The sequence below is a fragment of the Bradyrhizobium genosp. SA-3 genome, from assembly GCF_004212635.1.
Taxonomy (GTDB): Bacteria; Pseudomonadota; Alphaproteobacteria; order Rhizobiales; family Xanthobacteraceae; genus Bradyrhizobium.
Map to the genome: position 1 here is coordinate 1 of NZ_PSRT01000008.1, position 18,384 is coordinate 18,384.

General features: G+C 64.5%; 15 protein-coding genes and 2 pseudogenes. 7 read left to right on the forward strand and 10 right to left on the reverse strand.

The features are described from left to right. From CWO91_RS03770 to CWO91_RS03785, 4 genes and pseudogenes are all read right to left on the reverse strand, one after another. Nucleotides 1-1,765: pseudogene (locus CWO91_RS03770) on the reverse strand (hypothetical protein); the annotation flags it as partial. A 529-nt stretch (nucleotides 1,766-2,294) separates the two neighbouring features. Beyond that, entirely contained in the window at nucleotides 2,295-2,798 is a 504-nt protein-coding gene (locus CWO91_RS03775) for an RES family NAD+ phosphorylase (RefSeq protein ID WP_130212299.1), read from the reverse strand. Next, the gene (parS, locus tag CWO91_RS03780; protein ID WP_130212300.1) at nucleotides 2,795-3,268 is read right to left on the reverse strand and encodes a type II RES/Xre toxin-antitoxin system antitoxin; all 474 of its coding nucleotides are present in this window, start codon (nucleotides 3,266-3,268) and stop codon (nucleotides 2,795-2,797) included. The genes CWO91_RS03775 and parS overlap by 4 nt, the downstream gene beginning before the upstream one ends. A gap of 86 nt (nucleotides 3,269-3,354) precedes the next feature. Further along, complete coding sequence (locus tag CWO91_RS03785) at nucleotides 3,355-3,942, reverse strand: PadR family transcriptional regulator (protein WP_130212301.1); 588 nt, start codon at nucleotides 3,940-3,942, stop codon at nucleotides 3,355-3,357. Between the two features lie 196 nt (nucleotides 3,943-4,138). Between CWO91_RS03785 and CWO91_RS03790 the strand changes: the two genes are divergently transcribed. The 4 genes from CWO91_RS03790 to CWO91_RS03810 all read left to right on the forward strand — a co-directional run bounded on the left by CWO91_RS03790 (nucleotide 4,139) and on the right by CWO91_RS03810 (nucleotide 10,061). Next, complete coding sequence (locus tag CWO91_RS03790; RefSeq protein WP_130212302.1) at nucleotides 4,139-4,522, forward strand: nuclear transport factor 2 family protein; 384 nt, start codon at nucleotides 4,139-4,141, stop codon at nucleotides 4,520-4,522. 113 nt (nucleotides 4,523-4,635) lie between these two features. Further along, nucleotides 4,636-6,426 (forward strand): acyl-CoA dehydrogenase C-terminal domain-containing protein, encoded by a 1,791-nt coding sequence (locus tag CWO91_RS03795; protein WP_130212303.1) that lies wholly within the window; start codon nucleotides 4,636-4,638, stop codon nucleotides 6,424-6,426. A gap of 57 nt (nucleotides 6,427-6,483) precedes the next feature. Further along, nucleotides 6,484-7,692, forward strand: coding sequence for an acetyl-CoA C-acetyltransferase (locus CWO91_RS03800; RefSeq protein ID WP_130212304.1), 1,209 nt, complete (start codon nucleotides 6,484-6,486; stop codon nucleotides 7,690-7,692). Between the two features lie 155 nt (nucleotides 7,693-7,847). Then, the gene (locus CWO91_RS03810) at nucleotides 7,848-10,061 is read left to right on the forward strand and encodes an FAD-dependent oxidoreductase (RefSeq protein ID WP_130212305.1); all 2,214 of its coding nucleotides are present in this window, start codon (nucleotides 7,848-7,850) and stop codon (nucleotides 10,059-10,061) included. 398 nt (nucleotides 10,062-10,459) lie between these two features. Here CWO91_RS03810 and CWO91_RS03815 read toward each other — a convergent pair whose 3' ends face one another. Both CWO91_RS03815 and gstA read right to left on the reverse strand, forming a co-directional pair. After that, the gene (locus tag CWO91_RS03815) at nucleotides 10,460-10,768 is read right to left on the reverse strand and encodes a hypothetical protein (protein WP_130212306.1); all 309 of its coding nucleotides are present in this window, start codon (nucleotides 10,766-10,768) and stop codon (nucleotides 10,460-10,462) included. 241 nt (nucleotides 10,769-11,009) lie between these two features. Then, on the reverse strand, nucleotides 11,010-11,624 hold the full coding sequence (gene gstA, locus CWO91_RS03820) for a glutathione transferase GstA (RefSeq protein ID WP_091885197.1): 615 nt from the start codon (nucleotides 11,622-11,624) through the stop codon (nucleotides 11,010-11,012). A gap of 126 nt (nucleotides 11,625-11,750) precedes the next feature. Between gstA and CWO91_RS03825 the strand changes: the two genes are divergently transcribed. The 3 genes and pseudogenes from CWO91_RS03825 to CWO91_RS03835 all read left to right on the forward strand — a co-directional run bounded on the left by CWO91_RS03825 (nucleotide 11,751) and on the right by CWO91_RS03835 (nucleotide 14,395). Then, nucleotides 11,751-12,248, forward strand: coding sequence for a MarR family winged helix-turn-helix transcriptional regulator (locus tag CWO91_RS03825; protein WP_130212307.1), 498 nt, complete (start codon nucleotides 11,751-11,753; stop codon nucleotides 12,246-12,248). Nucleotides 12,249-12,346: 98 nt separating this feature from the next. Beyond that, nucleotides 12,347-13,716, forward strand: a pseudogene (locus CWO91_RS03830) (glutamate--cysteine ligase). 112 nt (nucleotides 13,717-13,828) lie between these two features. After that, nucleotides 13,829-14,395 carry a PAN domain-containing protein gene (locus CWO91_RS03835; RefSeq protein WP_128936825.1) on the forward strand — a complete coding sequence of 189 codons (567 nt, stop codon included), beginning with the start codon at nucleotides 13,829-13,831 and terminating at the stop codon, nucleotides 14,393-14,395. Between the two features lie 119 nt (nucleotides 14,396-14,514). Here the strand turns inward: CWO91_RS03835 and CWO91_RS03840 are convergent, their stop codons facing one another. The 4 genes from CWO91_RS03840 to CWO91_RS03855 all read right to left on the reverse strand — a co-directional run bounded on the left by CWO91_RS03840 (nucleotide 14,515) and on the right by CWO91_RS03855 (nucleotide 18,063). Further along, nucleotides 14,515-15,081: a nucleotidyltransferase family protein gene (locus CWO91_RS03840; protein ID WP_130212308.1), complete on the reverse strand. Its 567-nt coding sequence runs from the start codon at nucleotides 15,079-15,081 to the stop codon at nucleotides 14,515-14,517. 128 nt (nucleotides 15,082-15,209) lie between these two features. Further along, nucleotides 15,210-15,989 (reverse strand): signal peptidase I, encoded by a 780-nt coding sequence (gene lepB / locus CWO91_RS03845; RefSeq protein WP_130212309.1) that lies wholly within the window; start codon nucleotides 15,987-15,989, stop codon nucleotides 15,210-15,212. After that, entirely contained in the window at nucleotides 15,986-17,413 is a 1,428-nt protein-coding gene (gene tldD, locus CWO91_RS03850; protein ID WP_130212310.1) for a metalloprotease TldD, read from the reverse strand. Before tldD ends, lepB begins: the two co-directional genes overlap by 4 nt. Nucleotides 17,414-17,529: 116 nt before the next feature. Then, nucleotides 17,530-18,063 (reverse strand): invasion associated locus B family protein, encoded by a 534-nt coding sequence (locus CWO91_RS03855; protein WP_130212311.1) that lies wholly within the window; start codon nucleotides 18,061-18,063, stop codon nucleotides 17,530-17,532. Nucleotides 18,064-18,384 lie beyond the last annotated feature (321 nt).

Below are 18,384 nucleotides of genomic sequence, written 5' to 3' on the forward strand. Positions count from 1 at the left end.
CGATCGGAGCGGGCTCCATCGGGGCAGCCATGGGCATCCGCGGCGCAGGGGCGGGCGGCACGGTGCGCACCGCGCGCAGATCGCCCTCGATCATGGAGAGGCGGTCGACGACGTGGCCGAGCGTGTTGTGAACGGCTTCGAGCGAATCCTGCGTGTGCCGGTTGGTCTCGGCCTGGCTGAAGCGGATATCGGAGAGCTCGCGCTTGACGAGATCGACCACGCCGGAATCGGCAGTCGGCGCCGAACTGCGGCTCTCGGCCAGCGCGGAATAGGTTGCCTGCTGCCGTTCCAGGTGCCTGAGGATGTCGTGCAGCCCGTCCTCGACGCGGCTCAAATTGCCGCTGCGCGGATCGGAGGCGGTCTCGATCCGCTCCAGCAGATACGAGACGCGCTGCTCGAGATGGGCGAAGGTCGAGGCCGAGTCGTTGCCGACCTGCATGCGGTCGAAGCGGTCCGACAGCGCGCGGATCGCAGCTTCCAGGTGCTCGGTGCTCTCGGACGGCTGAGGCCGCTCGCGCGTCTCGAGTGCGGCGGTGAGCGCCGCGATGCGCTGCTCCAGCACCGCGAAGCTGTCGCTGGGGCCGGAGGCGCGGGTGATCTGGTCGACCTTGGACGACAGCAGCTGCACGTCTTCGGACAGACGCGCCAGCGCTTCGTTGGAGGCGACGTTGGAGACGATGCTGCGCAGCGCCGAGATCGCGTCTTCGAGCTGGCGCACCGTCGAGGGATCGTCATTGGCGCGCAGGATCAGATCGAGCTTGGCGCCGAGATTGCGGATCGCCTCGTCATAGCCGGTGAGCTGCTCGGCCGGGGTCAGCGTGCGCAGCACCTGCTTGATGTCGGACAGCGCCCGCTCGATGCCGGAGAGAACCTGGCCGTCGGTGCCGTTGGAGCGGGTCTCGTCGATGCGACGGTGCAGCGAGCGGATCTCGTTCTCGATCGATTCGATCGCGCGCCGCGGCATCGCCTCGGTGATGGCGTGGCGGATCTCGGCAAGCTCACTGCGGAAGGCGGTGATCGCCTGCTCGGTATTGTCAGGGCGCTGGAGCGACTCGATCTGGCTCGTGATCTTGAGCAGATGGCGCTCGAGCGACGAGAAATCGGGCCCCGGCTGCGGGGGCGGCGGCGCGTAGGCGGGGGCGGGTGGCGCCGCCATGGGCGCAATCGACGGCGCGGCGCGCGGTGGCATCTGCCTGGGCGTAAAGCCGTCGAGCTCGCTCTGCCGCGCCGTGATCTCGGCGACCGCGACGTCGAAGGACGCGGGGCTCAGCGGAGGAGAATTGCGATAGACCTGGGCTGCCGCGCGCTCGACTGCATCGGCCTGGCGCTGGCGCGTCTCGACCGGTGACGGTGCCGGCCGCTGGGCCTGAGGCTGCTGCGGCTGCGGCTTCGAGATCTGCGACAGCCGCGCATCGAGCCGCGAGATCGCATCATTGAGCTGGCGCGCGACGCCCTGCTCGCGCGACATGTCCTGCCGCGAAGTATCCTGGCGCTGGGCGGGCTTTGAAATCCGTTCGATCTGCTGGGTGATCGCGTCGAGCCGCTGGTGGATGTCGGCGACTTCGCGGCTTTCCTGGCTCGGTCCTTGCGGGATGTGGTGCGGACGCTGCTCGTAAGGTGCGCGAAAGTTCGGTGGCGCTGTCTCGCCGAGCGTGGAGTTCAGCCAATCGTTGAGTGACATGCCGGCTCTGCGCGCAGCAGCCTCGGCCCGCTCCCGGACGGAGGGATCGATGCCGTCAACACTCCACGATACGCGCGAATTCATGACTCTGTCCGGTTCCGACTCCGGCGCCCCACCCGGCGCCTCCAGCCTCCCCACGCGTGCCCGGTTGCAAACACAACCGAATTTGGCGCAGGTCGTCTGCCTCGAAAACCGACTTTTTCCTGTTACGGTAAATAACGAGTTAAGGAACGCTGGCGCAGGTGTCTTAAAGTTGGGCGGGGGAAGCCCCGAGCGGCGTCACTGCATCCTTCGCGACTTGCTGCTGCCGCACACTCCGCTGTCATCGCCCGCGAAGGCGGGCGATCCAGTACGCCGCGGCGGCTCGATTCCAGCCGCGCTGCCTCGGAGTACTGGATGCCCCGCCTGCCGCCTTCGCTAAAGCTTCGGCGCCCCTGGACCTCAACCCCGGCGAAGCCTTGGCGTAGCCGGGTCGCGGGGCATGACACCGTGGGTGTGGTGACGGCCTCTGTCACGTCGGGCTCGACAGCCCTCAGCCCTTCTCGCGCTTGCCGTCTTCCAGCGGCACCACCGTTGCCTTGCCGCTCATCGCCGACCATGCCTCGCGCACGGCTTAGCGGCCTGGGGGATGCAAACGCGTGTCCAGTGCGAACGGCTCCTGGGATCTCAGCTTGTAGGCGCCGGCCGCATTCGCGCCGATGAAGATCAAGTTCCAGCTCGCCGTCGACACCACGCTCGGAATCACAACGAAGCGATGTTTTGCTAGCAACTCATCCCCGAATGCCTGCTGACCTGCACTTGGTATCCCGGGTCTCAGCCAACTGGGGTTTGGAATAGTGCCGGGCTCGACCACGAAGACGCCGGTCGGATCGATTGTCGCGGACGTCATCACATGGGGCACCAGGTCCAGTGCTCGAAATCCCTTATGGACGGCGACCTCCAGAATCGCTGTCGCGGGATCGATTGAACAATACACCGCACGAACGCCTCTGCTATTCCAGCGGCCGCCGGCGAGAAACGCGCCTTCGCCGCTGTCCCAAGTCGCTGCGTATTTGGATTGATCAAGACGCCAGGCCACCAGCTCGGAGCTTCCGAGCGCGGCGGGAAGCGGCGTCACGCGTACACGCCATATTCGAGCCGTGCCAGAAAGTCTTCGACCAGTTCAACGCCGGCTGGCGTCGCCAGCAGGTCGATCGGCCTGCGTTGATCGAGGCCGATGGCCGGACGCTCCAGCCACTGCTCGGCCTCCTCCTTTGATCCGAAAATCGAAGTCGCTTTCGCCAATATCTCTGCAAGCTTCCACGCGCGGCCGCTCTGCTCGGGGCTGAGTTGCCGAATATCTTCGGCGGTATGGCGTTGGTACGTTCGATGGCTCATTCCGATCGCCCGCGCGAACGAATCGTCCCAGCGGAGAAACGCGAAGTTTGCGACCAGATACACCAGCGCCTTGGATGGAAGACCGCTCACGAGAATTTCGTGAGCCTCCAGCGGGCTCCGGGGCATCTTTCGGAAGGTGGAGGTTCCTCCGAGAAGTCGGGCAACCGCTGCCAGCCTGGCAACGTCAGGAGATTGAGCAAGTTCGTTCATGGGCAAGTCTCGCCACTTGTCATGTATAATATGACAAGTGTCGCCAGGACTTTCAAGTGCGCGGCAAGATGACCGGCGGGCCGAATTCAGCTCTTCTCGCGCTTGCCATCTTCCAACGGCACCACCGTTGCCTTGCCGCTCATCGCCGACAACGCCTCCAGCGCTTCCTCGCAGAAATCGGCCACCATCTGCTCGTGCCGGGCGCCGAGGCGGAGCAGGAGCAGGTTGCCGAGATCGAGCCGGCCCTCCGCCGTTCCGTCCGGAAAACGCTTCTTCAGGATGCGCTCGTAATTGGCGTGACGGTCGCGATGGTGCTCCAGGCGGGCCATCAAATCGGTGCGCAGGGGCTCGATATCGATGCTGTCGAGCGCATGGAGGCGGACCAAGAGGTCGTCCTTGGTCGAGGCCGGCGTGCTTGGCCGCGCGGCCCAGTGCCGCAGCGCTGTTCTGCCCTCGGGGGTGAGCGTATAAACCAGCTTGTTCGGCTTGCCCGTCTGCACGACCTCGCGGCCCTGGATGTAGCCGCGGTCACGCAGCTTGGAGAGCTCGCGGTAGATCTGCTGGTGGTCGGCCTTCCAGAAGAAGCCGATCGAAGAATCGAACGTCTTGGCGAGCTCGTAGCCCGTCATCGGACGTTCCGTCAGGCATGCGAGGATTGCGTCGCCGAGCGCCATGACCGGCCTCCCTTCTTAGGTCTGACCAACCTGCTTGACTTTATGCGCATCGGCGCATATGCGTCAATGTGCATATGAGGCAGCTTGCGGACGGGGCCCAAGACCCCGACTGAAAATCCAGCGGAATCAACCTTCTCGCTACTGTGCATGGGGTTGTTTTCGCATTTATGCCCTTGCCCTAGGGAGGCACCTGAGAATGACCGGCCTCGATTCCTGGTACGCCTACATGAAGTCTCACGACCGCGCCGCGCTCTGGGACCTTCTGCACCCCGATGCCGTGTTCGAAAGCCCCGTCGTGCACACCCCGCAGCGCGGGCGCGACATCACTTTCAAATACCTCTCCAGCGCCGAGAAGGTGCTCGGCGGCCCCGGCTTCACCTATGTCGGTGAATGGCGCAGCGACAATGGCGCCGTGCTCGAATTCAAGAACGTCATCGACGGCATCGAGATCAACGGTGTCGACATCATCAGCTTCGATAGCGAAGGACGCATCACCCATTTCAAGGTGATGGTGCGTCCGCTCAAGGCCATCAACATGCTGCATCGCCTGATGGCGGAGCAGCTTGCCGCCCAATCATGACACTGCCCCGAGGGTGCAGAAGCCGCTAAGCTCGCGACTGCGCCGCAGGGACTTCACGAGAATTCCACCACCTCAGAGCCCGATCACTTCAAGGCCCATGCCGGGAGAACGCCATGCCGATCTATAAAGCCCCTGTCGAAGACGTGAACTTCCTGCTCAACGACGTCTTCCAGATCGATCGCTACGACAATCTGCCGGGCTTCTCGGACGCGTCGAGCGATGTGCGCGAGGCGATCCTCGGCGAAGCTGCCAAGCTCGCCGAAGAGGTGCTGCAGCCGCTCAACCGTGTCGGCGATCTCGAAGGCTGCAAGCGCACTGAAGACGGCAGCGTCACCACGCCGAAGGGTTTTAAGGAGGCCTTCAAGCAGGTCGCCGAGGGCGGCTGGCTCGGTCTGTCGGCGCCGACGGAATATGGCGGCCAGGGCCTGCCGGTGACGTTGAGCCAGGCGGTCAACGAATTCCAGATCTCCGCCAACATGGCCTTCTCGATGTATGGCGGTCTCACCATGGGCGCGACCGCGGCATTGCTGGTGCACGGCACGCCCGAACAGAAGCAGACCTACGTGCCGAAGATGGTCGCCGGCGAATGGACCGGCACCATGAACCTGACCGAGCCGCATTGCGGCACCGATCTCGGCATGCTCCGCACCAAGGCGGTGCGCCAGGCCGACGGCAGCTTCAAGATCACCGGCACCAAGATCTTCATCTCGGCCGGGGAGCATGACCTCGCCTCCAACATCATCCACCTCGTGCTCGCCCGCATCGAGGGCGCGCCCGCCGGCATCAAGGGCGTGTCGCTGTTCGTGGTGCCGAAATTCCTGGTGAACGCCGATGGTTCGGTCGGGCAGCGCAATGGCGTGGTCTGCGGCTCGATCGAGCACAAGATGGGCATTCACGGCAATTCCACCTGTGTGATGAACTACGACAACGCCACCGGCTGGCTGATCGGCGAAGAGAACAAGGGCATGCAGGGCATGTTCGTGATGATGAACGAGGCTAGGCTCGGCGTCGCCGTGCAGGGCCTCGCGCAGTCCGAGGTCGCCTATCAGAACGCGGTCGCCTATGCCCGCGAGCGCATCCAGGGTCGCGCACTCACCGGCGCCAAGGCGCCGGACAAGCAAGCCGACCCGATCATCGTGCATCCCGACGTGCGCCGCACGCTGCTCTCGATTCGCGCCTTCAACGAGGCCGCGCGCGCCTTCGTGATCTGGACCGCGCTGAAGAGCGACGTCGCCCATCGCTCCGAGGATCCCAAGGATCGCCAGGCTGCCGACGACCACATGGGCCTGATGACCCCGGTGCTGAAGGGTTTTCTCACCGATTACGGCTTCGCCAACGCGGTGCAGGCGCAGCAGATGTATGGCGGCCACGGCTACATCGCCGAGCAGGGCATGGAGCAGTTCGTGCGCGATGCGCGTATTGCGATGATTTATGAAGGCGCCAACGGCATCCAGGCGCTCGACCTCGTCGGCCGCAAGCTGCCCCGCGACGGCGGCCGCGCCATCATGGCCTTCTTCGGCGAGGTCATGGCTTTCGCCAAGGAGAACGGCGGCGACGAGGCGCTAAAACCGTTCATCACCCCGCTCTCGACCTCGCTCGGCCATCTCCAGCAGGCCACCACTTGGCTGATGCAGAACGCGATGGCGAAGCCGGACAATGCCGGCGCTGCCGCAACCGATTACCTGCATCTCTTCGGCTTCGTCGCGCTTGGCTACATGTGGGCGAAGATGGCCAAGGTGACGCAGGCGAAGATTGCCGAGAGCGGGGCGACGCCCTATCTCTCGACCAAGCTCGTCACCGGCCGCTTCTTCATGGAGCGGATGCTGCCGGAGACCGCCGCCAATCTCGCGCGCATCCAGGCCGGCTGCGCCACCATCATGGAATTGCCGGCGGAAGCATTCTGAGCCTGCTACCGCTGCCCGCTCCCAATCGTTCTCGAAACATCACATCAGGAGGGCGTCATGCCTGAGGCTTTCATCTACGACCACGTTCGCACCCCGCGCGGCCGCGGCAAGGCGGACGGCGCGCTGCACGAAGTCACGGCGCTTGCGCTCGCCACCGTGCCGCTGAAGGCGCTGAAGGACCGCAACAACCTGCCCAAGGATTCCGTCGATGACGTCGTGCTCGGCGTGGTCGATCCCGTCGGCGAAGCGGGATCCGACATCGCGCGCTTTGCTGCGCTCAAGGCCGGTCTCGGCGAAGCCGTGCCTGGCGTGCAGATCAGCCGCTTCTGTGCCTCAGGTCTCGACGCCGTGAACTTTGCCGCCGCGCAGGTGATGAGCGGCCAGCATGAGCTGGTGATCGGCGGCGGCGCCGAATCCATGAGCCGCGTCGGTATCGGCGCCTCCGGCGGCGCCTGGCCGATGGATCCCTCGATGGCGGTGCCGGCCTACTTCATGCCGCAGGGCGTTTCGGCCGATCTGATCGCCACCAAATACGGCTTCTCGCGTGACGACGTCGACGCCTACGCGGTGCAGAGCCAGCAGCGCGCGGGGAAGGCCTGGGACGAGGGCCGCTTCAACAAGTCGGTGGTGCCGGTCAAGGACATTAACGGCCTCACCATCCTCGCCAAGGACGAGCACATGCGTCCCTCGACGACGATGCAGTCGCTGGCGCAGCTGCAGCCGTCGTTCACGATGATGGCGCAGATGGGCGGCTTCGACGGCGTCGCGCTGCAGTCGCACCCCGAGATCGAGCGTGTCAACTACGTGCACCACGCCGGCAACTCCTCGGGCATCGTCGACGGCGCCGGCGCCGTGCTGCTCGGCAGCAAGGAAGCGGGTGCGAAATACGGCATGAAGCCGCGTGCAAAAATCCGCGCCTTCGCCAATATCGGCTCGGAGCCGGCGATGATGCTGACCGGTCCGGTCGACGTCACGGAGAAGCTCTTTGCGCGTTCCGGCATGAAGAAGTCGGACATCGATCTGTTCGAGCTCAACGAGGCCTTCGCCTCGGTCGTGCTGCGCTACATCCAGGCCTTCGACATCGACAATGCCAAGATCAACGTCAACGGCGGTGCGATCGCGCTCGGCCATCCGCTCGGGGCGACCGGCGCGATGATCCTCGGCACCGCGCTCGACGAGCTCGAGCGCACCAATAAGTCCACCGCCCTTGTGACGCTGTGCATCGGCGGCGGCATGGGCACCGCAACCATCATCGAGCGGGTGTAACGAGCTGCCGTAGGGTGGGCAAAGCGAAGCGTGCCCACCACTGCTGTCTCCGCGAACGATGGTGGGCACGGCGCAAGAGCGCCTTTGCCCACCCTACGAGACCTTAAGTCAACCGCCGCGCCTGGCATCGGCTGCGGCACCGAGGAGCAACCAACATGTCGTACAAGAACTTTAAGGTTGAGACCGATTCCGACGGCATCGTGCTCGTCACCTGGGACATCCCGGGCCGTTCGATGAACGTGCTCGACGAGACCTCGACCAGCGAGCTCGACGCGATCGTCAAGGCGACCACGGCTGACGCCGCGGTGAAGGGCGTCGTCATCACCTCGGCGAAAGAAGCGTTCTGCGCCGGCGCCGACCTGTCGATGCTCGAAGGCATGAACCAGGCTTATGCCAAGGTGTTCAAGGAGCAGGGCGAGACCGCGGCGAACCAGATGCTGTTCGACCAGAGCCGCCGCTTCTCGCAGGTGCTGCGCTCGATCGAGACCTCCGGCAAGCCGTGGGCGGCGGCGATCAACGGCCTCGCGCTCGGCGGCGGTTTCGAGATCACGCTGTGCTGCCACTATCGCGTTGCCGCGGAGAATCCCAAGACCCGCCTCGGCCTGCCCGAGGTCAAGGTCGGCCTGTTCCCCGGCGCCGGCGGCACGCAACGCGTGCCGCGTCTGGTGCCGCCGCAGGACGCGATGACGATCCTGCTCAAGGGTGATCCGGTCACGATCGAGAAGGCGAAGGCGCTGAACCTGATCCACGCCATCGTTCCCGCGGCCGAGCTCATCAAGGCGGCCAAGGACTGGATCAAGGGCGGCGGCAAGGCCGTCGCGCCCTGGGATGAGAAGGGTTTCAAGCTCCCCGGCGGCCCGGTGTTCTCCAAGGCCGGCATGATGATGTTCCCTGCTGGCAACGCGATCTATCGCCGCGAGACCTACGACAATTATCCGGCCGCGCGCGCGATCATGAGCTGCGTCTATGAAGGCCTCCAGCTGCCGATCGACGCCGCGCTTCGCGTGGAGTCCCGCTATTTCACGTCGGTGCTGCGCTCGAAGGAAGCGGCCGCAATGATCCGCAGCCTGTTCCTCTCGATGCAGGAATTGAACAAGGGCGCTCGCCGTCCGAAGGACGTGCCGCCCACCAAGGTGAAGAAGATCGCCGTGATCGGCGCTGGCTTCATGGGCGCGAGCGTCGGCTACGTGTCGGCCCGCGCCGGCCTCGACGTGGTCCTGATCGACCGCGACCAGGAGAGCGCTGACAAGGGCAAGGCGCATGCGCAGAAGGTGATCGAGGAGCAGATCAAGAAAGGCCGCGCCAAGCCTGGTGATGCCGAAGCTCTGCTCGCGCGCATCACGGCGACGGCGGACTATGCCGCGCTGAAGGACATCGACCTCGTCATCGAGGCCGTGTTCGAGGACCGCAAGGTCAAGGCGGAGACCTTTGCCAAGGCGCAGGAATACCTGAAGCCCGACGTGATCTTTGCGTCCAACACCTCGACGCTGCCGATCACCTCGCTGGCCGAGAGCTTCAAGGACCAGGGCAAGTTCGTCGGCATCCACTTCTTCTCGCCGGTCGAGAAGATGATGCTGGTCGAGATCATCCTCGGCAAGAACACCGGCGACGTCGCCCTGGCGACCGCGCTCGATTACGTCCGGCAGATCGGCAAGACGCCGATCGTCGTCAATGACAGCCGCGGCTTCTTCGCCAACCGCTGCGTCGGCCGCTATGTCGCCGAAGGCAACGAGATGTTCCTCGAAGGCGTGCCGCCGGCGATGATCGAGAACTGCGCCAAGATGGCCGGCATGCCGGTCGGCCCGCTCTCGCTGTCGGACGAAGTCGCACTCGACCTCGGCCTCAAGATCATGAAGGCGACGGAAGCCGATCTCGGCCCCAACGCCATCAACCCCGACCAGAAGAAGCTGATGGTCGAGATGGTCGAGAAGCAGGGCCGGCTCGGCCGCAAGAACAGCAAGGGCTTCTACGACTATCCCGAGAAGGGCAAAGGTCAGAAGAGCCTGTGGCCGGGCCTCTCCGCGCTGCAGCCGAAGCAGCTCGACCCTGATACGCTCGACGTCGAGGAGCTGAAGCAGCGCTTCCTGGTGGTGCAGGCGGTGGAAGCCGCACGCACGGTGGAGGACCACGTCATCACCGATCCGCGCGAGGCCGATGTCGGCTCGATCCTCGGCTTCGGCTTCGCGCCGTTCACCGGCGGTACGCTGTCCTACATCGACTTCATGGGCACGAAGAAGTTCGTCGAGCTCTGCCACAAGTTAGAGGCCAAATACGGCTCGCGCTTCACCCCGCCGAAGTTGCTTGAAGAGATGGCGGCGAAGGGCGAAACCTTCTACGGCCGCTTCGCGCCGAAGAAGACGGCGGCCTAAGAGAACCTGTAGCCCGGATGGAGCGAAAGCGAAATCCGGGACAGCATCTCCGCGGATGCAGTTACCCCGGATTGCGCTTTGCTCCATCCGGGCTACGCAGAAACACAGGGCCGGATCATCGATCCGGCCTTTTTTATTTTCCGTCATCGGGCGGCGAGAATGCGCGGCCCTCCTCAAATCCCACCCACGCTCGCTCTGCACTGGCACCGCTCTTGCTAACGAATCCACCGGATGACCATTAGCATTGAAGGTGTCCCGCAATGATCCCGACGGTGTCTCAAGACAGCGCAGCCGGCGTTGCGATAAGACACGCGCCCCTTTTTCTGGTGGGTCGGCCGTGGCCGCTCCGCAGGCTTCTCCGGCGGCGCAGAAAAATCCCCTCGTGGGTCGGCCTGGCCCTACTCGTTCTCTTCTTCGATATGGCGATGGCTATGCTTGCCTGGTTCGCCGTCGATCTCGTCCTGCATTGAGAGCTTCCCTCTGTGCAGGTGGAACGTCGCCGCCAGATAGGCAAGCTGGCCGGCAATAAGACAGCCGACGACGATCGGAATGCCGGTCCAAAATCCGAAGCCTGAAGTCTGAAGGACGGTTGCGGCAAGGATCGCGGTCGCCGGCGAGACCACCGACAAAGCCCAGACCCGGAAGAATAGCCCCGTCGCCAATCCAGTGATTGCGCTCGCGAGCAAGAGAAGGAGTACGGTTGTCACGCGAGCTTCCCAGTTCGGGGGCCCGCATCGCGGGCCCTAGCTGAAGTAGAGCCAACCGGATTGCTCTCACAAGGATGGTGACCTACGCCGAGCACGCAAGGCGGAGTTATTGTTAACTCCGACAATGCTCGTAAAATTGATATCAAGACATCTCGAACCTCCGGGTTTCCCCGAGCGGTTCAAGCAAAAGAGCCGGATCATCGATCCGGCTCTTTATCATCTCATCTGGTGTGGTCTGGCCTTAGGCTGCCTGGACCAACCCTTCCTTCTTCAGCGCTTCCTGCACCTGCGGCCGCGCCGCAACGCGGGCCTTGTAGGCGGTCAGATTGGGCATCGCGGAGAGGTCGAACTTCATCCGGTCGCCCCAGGTCAGCATCGTGAAGAGATAGCCGTCGGCAACCGTGAACTGCTTGCCCATGAGGTAGTCGCGGCCGGCGAGCTGGCTGTCGATATATTTCAGCTTGCCCATGACGCGATCCCTGAAGAAGGCCTTGGCCTCGTCGTTCAGCGCCGGGGCGAACAGCGGGCCAAAGCTCTTGTGCACCTCCGAGGTGAGGAAGTTGAGCCATTCGAGCAGCTTGTAGCGCTCGGAACTGTCGCGGGCGGGGGCCAGCGCTTTGCTTGATGCCTGATCGGCGATCATCTGGACAATCACGGGGCCTTCGGTCACGATCTCACCGCTATCGAGGCCCAGCGCAGGAACCTGGCCCTTGGGGTTCAGCTTCAGATAATCCTCGCCATTTTCGAGCTTCTTGGCCCGGATATCGACCTTGACCAGCTCATAGGGCAGGCCGGCTTCCAGGAGCGCGATGTGGGGGGACAGGGAGCAGGCGCCGGGCGAATAGTACAGTTTCATGGAATTTCCTTCTCGTGACGCTTGGTGGGGGCGAAAGAACGACTACATGCGCTTGCATGAAATAGTCAAGATTGATGCAGGTGCATCGAGTGAGGTAAAGAGCGGGCGACGAGTTTGAGCGCGACCATGAAACGCAAACCATCGACCGAGGCAACTTCGGCCTGGATCCGCCTGATGCGGGTGCAGAGCCGCGTGCTCGACTGCGTCGAGCAGGACCTGAAGAAGGCGGGGTTCCCGCCGCTCGCCTGGTATGACGCGCTGCTCGAATTGTCCCGCGCCCCCGCTGGCGAGCTGCGGCCGGTGGAGCTCGAACGCCAGATGCTGATCCCGCAATACTCGACCTCGCGGCTGATCGACCGCCTGGTCGACGAAGGCCTCGCCTCGCGGCGCGAATGCAAGATCGACAAGCGCGGCCAGTTTGTCGAGATCACGGAAGCCGGCCGCGAGTTGCAGAAGCGGATGTGGGGCGCTTATTCGGCCGCAATCGAGAAATATGTCGGTTCGAAACTATCGGACGCCGACGCCGTCAAGCTCAGTGGTCTGCTCGATCGCCTGGGCTGCTCGTGCGGCGAGATGAAATTGCCGCCCGTCGCCAACGTCAACGAAAGCACATCGTCGCGATGATCGCGCGCCAAACCAGCACGTCCGCGCGCCCGGCGGGTTCGCGGACCCTCCCCGTCACCCGCGCGTTCGGTCGAAGCGCTTTTTGATTAGAGTTTGATATGGCGCGAGACCAGATCGATATGACGCCACTACAATCGCGCGACGAGCTCGTCGCGTGGTTCGAGGCCGGCTGCAAGGACCCATCCGAATTCCGCATGGGGACCGAGCACGAGAAGACGCCGTTCACGCTCGAAGGCCACCGTCCCGTGCCTTACGAAGGCGCGCGCGGCATTGGCGCGCTGCTCGAGGGCATGAAGCTCCTGCTCGGCTGGGAGCCGATCATGGAGAGAGGCAACATCATCGGCCTCTACGACGTCACCGGCGGCGGTGCCATCTCGCTCGAGCCCGGCGGACAGTTCGAGCTCTCCGGCGCGCCGGTCGAGAACGTGCACCAGACCCAGAGCGAGCTGATGGCGCATCTGGCGCAAGTGCGCGAGATCGCAACGCCGCTCGGCATCGGCTTCCTCGGGCTCGGCATGACACCGTCCTGGTCGCGCGCGGACATCCCGGTGATGCCCAAGGGCCGCTACAAGATCATGACCAATTATATGCCGAAGGTTGGCCAATACGGCCTCGACATGATGTATCGGACCTGCACGGTGCAGACCAATCTCGACTTCTCCTCGGAAGCCGACATGGTCAAGAAGCTGCGGGTCTCGCTCGCGCTTCAGCCGGTCGCGACCGCGCTGTTCGCCAATTCGCCGTTCACCGAAGGCAAGCCGAACGGCTTCCTCTCCTTCCGCTCCGAGATCTGGCGCGACACCGACAATGCGCGTTCGGGCATGATGCCGTGGGCGTTCGAGGACGGCATGGGGTTCGAGCGCTATGTCGACTACGCGCTCGACGTGCCCATGTATTTCGTCAAGCGCGGCGAGGACTACATCGACGTGTCGGGCTCCTCGTTCCGCGCCTTCTTCGACGGCCGCAACAACAATCTGCCCGGCGAGCGACCGACGCTGTCGGACTGGGCCAACCATCTCTCGACGATCTTTCCCGAGGTGCGGCTCAAGCGCTATCTCGAGATGCGCGGCTCCGATGGCGGCCCGTGGGGCCGGTTGCCGGCGCTGCCGGCGTTCTGGGTCGGGCTGCTCTACGACGACGTCTCGCTCGACGCCGCCTGGGAAATCGTGAAGCACTGGAGCGCGCCTGAACGTCAGGCCTTGCGCGAGACGTGCCGCGCTTCGGCTTCAAGTCGCGGATCAGGGATCGCTATCTCTTCGAGATCGCCAAGGAGTGCCTCGTCCTGGCACATGCCGGCCTGCGCCGGCGCGGCCGGATCGACCAGCTCGGCCGCGACGAGACGCGGCATCTGGAGCCGCTCGATCGCATCATCGATTCCGGCCGGACGCCGGCCGAGGAGATGCTGGACAAGTTTAATGGTCCCTGGAAGGGTTCGGTGGAACCGGCCTACGCGGAATACGCTTTCTAGACCAATAGACTAACGATCGGGAACTGAGCGTTCATCGCACGTACAGGTTTGCGGCGATCAAATGATCGGCTGAAAAAACCTGAGCGTCGTCAATAACTCGAAAGCTGTTCCGATGGGGAAGGGTCGCCTGTCCGGGGGCGTCATCGCAAGCGTCGTGGCATGCGCCGCGCTGCTTTCGCTCGTGTTTGCGAGCGTGCCGGCGCCCGCGCAGACGGCGTTCGACCGCCCGGGAGGCGACTATTTCAACACGCCGGTCACCTCGGGCGATCCCGAGGACTGTGCGCTGCTGTGCGAGCGTGACCGCCGCTGCCGCTCCTGGAGCTTCAACTATCCCGATGTCGAAGGCGGCTCAGCGGTGTGCTGGCTCAAGAACACGGTGCCGGCGCGGGTGCCGGGCAATTGCTGCATCTCCGGCGTCCGCGGAGCCGGCGTGATCGAGCCGCGCATCGAGGGCGTGGAAACCTCGATCGATCGTCCGGGCGGAGACCTGCGCAATTTCGAGCTCAAGGTTGGCGAAGGCGAGGAGGCCTGCAAGGCGGCCTGCACTGCCGACAACAAATGCCGCGCCTTCACCTATGCCCGCCCCGGCTACACCGGGCGCGAGGCACGCTGCTTCCTGAAGAAAGAAATCAAGCCGCCGCGGCGGAAGGCGGGGTTCACATCGGGCGTGGTGCGATAGTTCTATGCCCCGGACGCAGTAGCCGTAGGGTGGGCAAAGGCGCGAAGCGCCGTGCCCACCATCTTTCCCGCCGGCGCGGGGTTGGTGGGCACACTTCGCTTTGCCCACCCTACGGCACCTCACTCCGCCGCAATTACCGTAAGCTCTGGCCACAGCGCCTTCCATCGCGCGACCTTCGCCTCGTAATTGGCGGCGGAAAAATTCAGCGCCCGATTGGGCCGCACGATCAGCCTCGCGACGTCGTCGAATCCGTGCGGCGCATAGACCTCGAAATTCCCGTCGGCCGGCCGGATGCCGAGCTGCGTATTCTCCGTCAGGAAGCGGTCGATGCCGTCGGTCGAGCGCATCAAGGGCGGATAGGGCAGGCCATGCTTGTCGGGGTACCACAGATGCACACGCGCCTGGTTGCGAATCTCGACCTTGGCGGCGAGATGCGCGAGCCGCGCATTCAGCTTGCGGATCACCGCGTCCTCCGCCTCCCATGAGGTGTCGGGGTCGAAATAGAACACGTCGTAATCGGCGATACCGTGATCGATCGGGCGGCCCGTGAGCACGTCCCACACCGACTGCACCAGACAACCTGCGACCAGCCACGCATCCGTCAGCGCGAGTCGACCGAGCTCATCGACGATCGCGGCGTTGATGGGGTTTTGCAGAGCGAGAGCGAGGAATTCGTCTTTGCTCATGGCAGACCGTAGGAATCGTAGCGTGGGCAAAGGCGCGCTCTTCGCGCGTCGTGCCCACCATCTCTCCACGTTGCGACAGAAGTGGTGGGCACGCGTCCGCTTTGCCCACCCTACGATCTACGCTTTAGTCAATGCACGGCGGTGAAGAACCGCGCGAGCCTGAAGCCGGAGAGCCAGGTCCACACCGGTTGGCCGCGGATGCCGAGATCCCAGGAGCCGAGCACGGCGTCCGCGCGGCCGACCAGATTGTCGATCGGCAACAAGCCCACGCCGCCGGAGCGCAGCGGCACGCGGCTGTCGGCGGAGTTGTCGCGGTTGTCGCCGAGCACGAACAGATGGTCTGCTGGCACCGTCACTTCCGGCGTGTTGTCGAGCGGGCCGTTGTCGCGCATCTTGAAGATCAGGTGCGACACGCCGTTCGGCAGCGTCTCGATATAGCGGTAGGCGGGCTCGCGGCCGCCATTGTCGTCCTCGGCAGCGCCAACGCCATCGGGCTTCAGCTCAGCGGGGCGGTCGTTGATGAAGAGCTGGCCCTGCCGCATCTGGATGCGATCGCCGGGCAAGCCGACGACGCGTTTGACCCAGGCCTGCGAGCGATCACCGGGCCAGCGGAACACGACGACATCGCCGCGCTTCGGCGTCTCCGCGAAGACGCGGCCGGTCTCCGGCAGGTTGATCTGGATCGGCAACGACGAGGTGCCATAGCCATAGGGGAATTTCGATGCGAGCAGCGCATCGCCGATCAAAAGCGTCGGCTCCATCGAGCCTGACGGCACGTAGAACGGTTCGGCCAGCGCGCCCTTGGCAATGAACACGGCGGCGACGATGCCGGCGAGCTGCATCAGCTGCCCGCCCCAGCCGCTGCTCTTCCGCTTGGTGGTGACAGTCACCTTTTCTTCAACGCTCATGCGCCCGTCCCACCCACCGTGATGCGTTCCATCAGAAGCGACGGCTGGCCGACGCCGACAGGCACGCCCTGGCCGTTCTTGCCGCAGGTGCCGATGCCCGTGTCGAGCGCGAGGTCGTTGCCGATCATGCGGATGCGATGCAGGTCGGTCGGCCCGTTGCCGATCAGCATGGCGCCCTTCAGGGGCGCTCCCAGCTTGCCGTTTTCGATCTTGTAGGCCTCGGTGCACTGGAACACGTACTTGCCCGAGGTGATGTCGACCTGGCCGCCGCCGAAATTCGCGGCGAACACGCCGTTCTTCACCGAGGCGAGGATCTCGGCGGGATCGCGCTCGCCCGCGAGCATGTAGGTGTTGGTCATGCGCGGCATCGGCACATGGGCGTAGCCCTGGCGGCGGCCGTTGCCGGTCGGCTTCATGTTCATCAGGCGCGCGTTCTGGCGGTCCTGCATGTAGCCGACCAGAATGCCGTCCTCGATCAGCACGGTGCGATTGGTCGGCGTGCCCTCGTCGTCGATCGAGAGCGAGCCGCGGCGCGAGGCGATGGTGCCGTCGTCGACCACGGTGACGCCCTTGGCCGCGACCTGCTGGCCCATCAGGCCGGCGAAGGCCGAGGTCTTCTTGCGGTTGAAGTCGCCCTCGAGGCCATGGCCGACCGCTTCATGCAGCATCACGCCGGGCCAGCCGGCGCCGAGCACGACGTCCATCTCGCCGGCCGGAGCCGGAATCGATTCCAGATTGACCAGCGCCTCGCGCAGCGCGCCGTCGGCAGCTTCGCGCCAGGATCTGCTCTCGATGAATTCGCCATAGCCGGCGCGACCGCCATAGCCCTTGCTGCCGCTCTCCTGGCGGTCGCCCTGGCCGGCGACGACGGAGATGTTGACGCGCACGAGCGGGCGGATGTCGCGATAGCTCTCGCCGTCCGGCCGCAGGATCTCGACGACCTGCCAGGTCGCCCCTAAGCTGACGCTGACCTGCCGCACCCGCGGATCCTTGTCGCGCAGATAGGCATCGATCTCGGCGAGCAGTTTTACTTTGGTCTCGAAGCCGGGGGCATCGAGCGGATTGTCGTCACTGTAAAGCCGCACGTTGGTATGCGCTGGCGGGGCGGCAAAACTGCCGGAGTAGCCGCCGCGCACGGCCGCGACCGCGTCCGCAGCGCGAATCAGCGCCGGTAGCGACACGTCGGAGGAATGCGCATAGCCGACCGCATCGTCCTTGACGGCGCGCAGGCCAAAGCCCTGCGAGGTGTCGTAGGTCGCCTGTTTCAGCCGCCCATTGTCGAACATCAGCGCTTCGGTCTGGCTGTATTCCAGGAACAGTTCTCCGTCGTCGGCACCGGCAAGCCCGCGCGCGACCTCGTTGCGAACCTGGTCGCGATCGAGATTGGCGCGGTCGAGCAGGGAGGTTGTGGCAGGGTTGGTCATGCGTCCGTCCATTATCGGGGGATGTGGGGCAAGATAATGGTTTCGGGCCGGTTCCGCGAGGGCGCGAAGCCTCACATTACGGAAACAATAGGATCGCAACCGCCGGTACAGCTGTCCTACGGCAGCTTGTCGTAACCCTCACCCAGCCCGTTCAGGCTGAGCGGGAAGCCGATGCCTTCTTCCGGGGTCTCGAAGATGATGAAGGTCGCGGTCTTGGCGCTGCGGAGCTGGCCCAGCAGCTTGTCGTCCATCACCACTTCCGCGACGCAGCCGTTAGGCAGGCATCTGACGAAACCGGCGCGGCCGACGTCCTGGTTGTCGAGCTTGAGGCCGAGGCCGGAGGGCAAGAGCACGCCGAGCGGGGCGACCACCCGCATCAGGCGGCTCTTCTGGTCGGCGGTCTTGAGCACGATCACGGTCAGGCCGGCATTGGAGCGGTCTTCCGCCACCACGCTCTGGATCAGCGCGCATTGCTCGGTCTGGGCGCCGGGCGGGGTGTCACAGCGGATCTGCCAGTCGCCATGGACGGAGCGCACCGCGCCCTGCGCACGGGCAAGGCCGGGCAGCGCCAGGAAGGCGACCGCCGCCAGCAGGGCGGCCAGCATCGTGAGGCCGCCAGCCTGCCTTGCCATGCATCTCGAAAGCCCCATCGGGTCGGTCCCTCTGCTCGCCTGGGTCGCTCGCACCTGACGGACTGATACGGGAAAGACGGCGTCTTGAAGGCAATTCCCAAGCAAATTCCGCGCCGCCGCGCACCACCATCGCCCGCACGAATCAGGTTCCTGCGCGGCTGTCTGCCAGTGCCTACCGCGGGCAATTCCGCTGTCAAGCCGCAGCATACCGGGAAACGGTATTTTTGTCTGATCTTACTAGGAAATATCTTGCGGGTGATGCTTGGCAGATGAGGCCCAAGACTGCATTGCGATAGATCAAGAATTATGGTTTGAGAGGCTTGATTTCGGCGTTCTAGC

Excerpts from the sequence above, each read along its gene's own strand:
- parS (WP_130212300.1), bottom strand. The coding sequence starts at position 3,268 with ATGAACGAACTTGCTCAATCTCCTGACGTTGCCAGGCTGGCAGCGGTT.
- CWO91_RS03785 (WP_130212301.1), bottom strand. The coding sequence starts at position 3,942 with ATGGCGCTCGGCGACGCAATCCTCGCATGCCTGACGGAACGTCCGATG.
- CWO91_RS03790 (WP_130212302.1), top strand. The coding sequence starts at position 4,139 with ATGACCGGCCTCGATTCCTGGTACGCCTACATGAAGTCTCACGACCGC.
- CWO91_RS03795 (WP_130212303.1), top strand. The coding sequence starts at position 4,636 with ATGCCGATCTATAAAGCCCCTGTCGAAGACGTGAACTTCCTGCTCAAC.
- CWO91_RS03800 (WP_130212304.1), top strand. The coding sequence starts at position 6,484 with ATGCCTGAGGCTTTCATCTACGACCACGTTCGCACCCCGCGCGGCCGC.
- CWO91_RS03810 (WP_130212305.1), top strand. The coding sequence starts at position 7,848 with ATGTCGTACAAGAACTTTAAGGTTGAGACCGATTCCGACGGCATCGTG.
- gstA (WP_091885197.1), bottom strand. The coding sequence starts at position 11,624 with ATGAAACTGTACTATTCGCCCGGCGCCTGCTCCCTGTCCCCCCACATC.
- CWO91_RS03825 (WP_130212307.1), top strand. The coding sequence starts at position 11,751 with ATGAAACGCAAACCATCGACCGAGGCAACTTCGGCCTGGATCCGCCTG.
- CWO91_RS03835 (WP_128936825.1), top strand. The coding sequence starts at position 13,829 with ATGGGGAAGGGTCGCCTGTCCGGGGGCGTCATCGCAAGCGTCGTGGCA.
- CWO91_RS03840 (WP_130212308.1), bottom strand. The coding sequence starts at position 15,081 with ATGAGCAAAGACGAATTCCTCGCTCTCGCTCTGCAAAACCCCATCAAC.
- lepB (WP_130212309.1), bottom strand. The coding sequence starts at position 15,989 with ATGAGCGTTGAAGAAAAGGTGACTGTCACCACCAAGCGGAAGAGCAGC.
- tldD (WP_130212310.1), bottom strand. The coding sequence starts at position 17,413 with ATGACCAACCCTGCCACAACCTCCCTGCTCGACCGCGCCAATCTCGAT.
- CWO91_RS03855 (WP_130212311.1), bottom strand. The coding sequence starts at position 18,063 with ATGGGGCTTTCGAGATGCATGGCAAGGCAGGCTGGCGGCCTCACGATG.